1 protein-coding gene is annotated in these 2,540 nt (G+C 42.1%); it reads left to right on the forward strand.

The window, feature by feature from the left end:
- Positions 1–2,540, forward strand: a 2,540-nt coding sequence (locus HMPREF9703_RS04385) for a collagen-flanked surface repeat-containing protein (protein ID WP_004635923.1), incomplete at both ends; no start/stop codon positions are given.

Consider the following 2,540-nt stretch of genomic DNA (forward strand, 5'->3'; position numbering starts at 1 on the left):
GGTGAAGATGAACTCATCAGAACAGAAACAGTGAAAAATGGTGAAGATGGAAAATCTATCACAGTTGAAAGAACAGAGACTGATGGAAATGGCAATACAGTCGTTTACTTCTCTGATGGATCTAAAGTTACGATTGCTAAAGGAGACAAAGGTGATCGTGGTGAAAAAGGAGAGTCAGGAAAAGATGGTAAGACACCAACAGTTGAAACTTCAAATGTCTTTGATGCAGATGGCAATGTAACTGGAACTAGAATTATCGTTCGTGATGGTGATGGGAATAAAGTTGGTGACCAATTCATTCCGAATGGTAAGAATGGAAAAGATGGTCAATCCATCACTGCTTCAGTTGAGCGAGGTGAACAGAACGGTCGACCAGGCACTTACGTCATTATCCGAAATGAGGATGGGACAGAAATTGATCGAGAGTTCATCTTCGATGGCGAGAAAGGTAAAGACGGTAAGGATGGAAACTCTGTGACTGCCTCAGTAGAACGCGGTGAACAGAATGGTCGTCCAGGAACTTACGTCATTATCCGAAACGAAGATGGGTCCGAAATTGACCGTGAATTTATCTTTGACGGAGAGAATGGTCAAACACCGACTATCGAATCAAGTAATGTATTAGATGCTAACGGTCAAACTGTTGGGACAAGAATTATTATTCGTGATGGTAATGGTCGTATTGTAGGAGATCAGATTATCCGTAATGGTAAAGACGGAAAAGATGGTCAAAATGGAAAAGATGGCGAGACGCCAACAATCGGTTCAAACGGTAACTGGTTCATCGCTGGAAAAGACACTGGTGTGAAAGCCAAAGGTGAAGATGGTCAATCTATTACTATCACAAAAGAAACAAGAGATGCTGATGGAAATACCATTGTTCACTTCTCAGATGGATCAACAGTCACTATGTCTAAAGGAGACAAAGGTGATCAAGGTCAGAAAGGTGATAAGGGTGAACGTGGTCAAACACCGAACGTTAGCCAGACACTAATTAGAGATCAAAACGGTCGAATTGTCGGTTACACGTTAACCTTCACTGACCCAGTAACTGGGGAGAAAATTGGCAATAGTATCGATGTTTACAACGGAACTGACGGTAAGGATGGTAAATCAGTCACTGCTTCAGTTGAACGTGGTGAACAGAATGGTCGTCCAGGTTCATACATCATTATTCGAAATGAAGATGGTGTCGAGCTAGACCGTGAATTTGTCTTCGATGGTGAAGATGGTACGACTCCTAAAGTATCCGTTCAAACAATTGAACGTAATGACGGTCGCAAGACGCATGTCGTGACCATTACGAATCCAAAGACTGGTGAAACTCAGACATTCACTGTCACTGATGGTGAAAAAGGTCAACCAGGCCAAGCTGGAAAAGATGGTCGTGACGGAAGAGACGGTCGAGATGGTAAGGATGGTTTCACTCCAACAATTGGCTCAAATGGCAACTGGTTCATTGCAGGCCAAGATACAGGTGTGAAAGCTAAAGGTGAAGATGGTCAATCCATTACCGTTACTAAAGAAGTGAAAGACGAGCAAGGAAATACAGTTGTTCACTTCTCAGATGGCTCAACAATCACTATCTCTAAAGGAGACAGAGGTGAAACGGGTCCAGCTGGTAAAGATGGCCGTGACGGTCGAGACGGAAGAGATGGTAAGGATGGAAAAGATTTAACTGGAAACAATGGTAACATTAACATCGAGAATTCCAATAACCAATCTCAAGATCAAAACCAGACACAAAACCAAAACAGTAACCAAGTTGTTACAAATAATACGTACAACTTCGGTGATGTATCCTTAACAATCAACCAAACATTAAACTTGAATGGTGAGGTAGTCCTTACAAAAGTTATCGTAAAAGATAAAGATGGCTTAACGAATGAAACTCAAATTGACAAAAATACACAAATCAATCAATTAAATGTATTTGTCAATAATGGCCAAGTTCTTGTAGGAACGTTCAACTTAACCAATCAGAATAATGTCAAACAGTTGTTAGTGGGTAACTTAATTATTAACCTTGTAATTAATGATACTCCAGTTGAACCAGGCAAACCAGAACAGCCTGAAAATCCTAGCACAAATGAAAAATCAAATAACACACCGGAACAGTCAAACAACTCGAGAACACCGGGTAGACTAAGATCAGCTGGAAGAGGGTTAAATACAGTGCCAAGTATCCCGGGTACACCAGAAGTAAAACCGGAACAACCAAACGAAACACCAAATGTTCCAAGTACACCGGAAGGAACACCGGGACAGCCAGGTGAGACACCAGAAGCTCCTGGAACAAGTGAAACACCAGATAACACTCCGGAACAACCAAACGAAACACCAAATGTTCCAAGTACACCGGAAGAAACACCGGGTCAACCAGGTGAGACACCAGAAGCTTCTGGAACAAACGAAACACCGGATAATACTCCGGAACAACCAAATGAAACACCAAATGTTCCAAGTACACCGGAAGAAACACCGGGTCAACCAGGTGAGACACCAGAAGCTCCTGGAACAAACGAAACACCAGATAATAC

It is taken from the genome of Dolosigranulum pigrum ATCC 51524 (genome assembly GCF_000245815.1).
Classification (GTDB): domain Bacteria; phylum Bacillota; class Bacilli; order Lactobacillales; family Carnobacteriaceae_A; genus Dolosigranulum; species Dolosigranulum pigrum.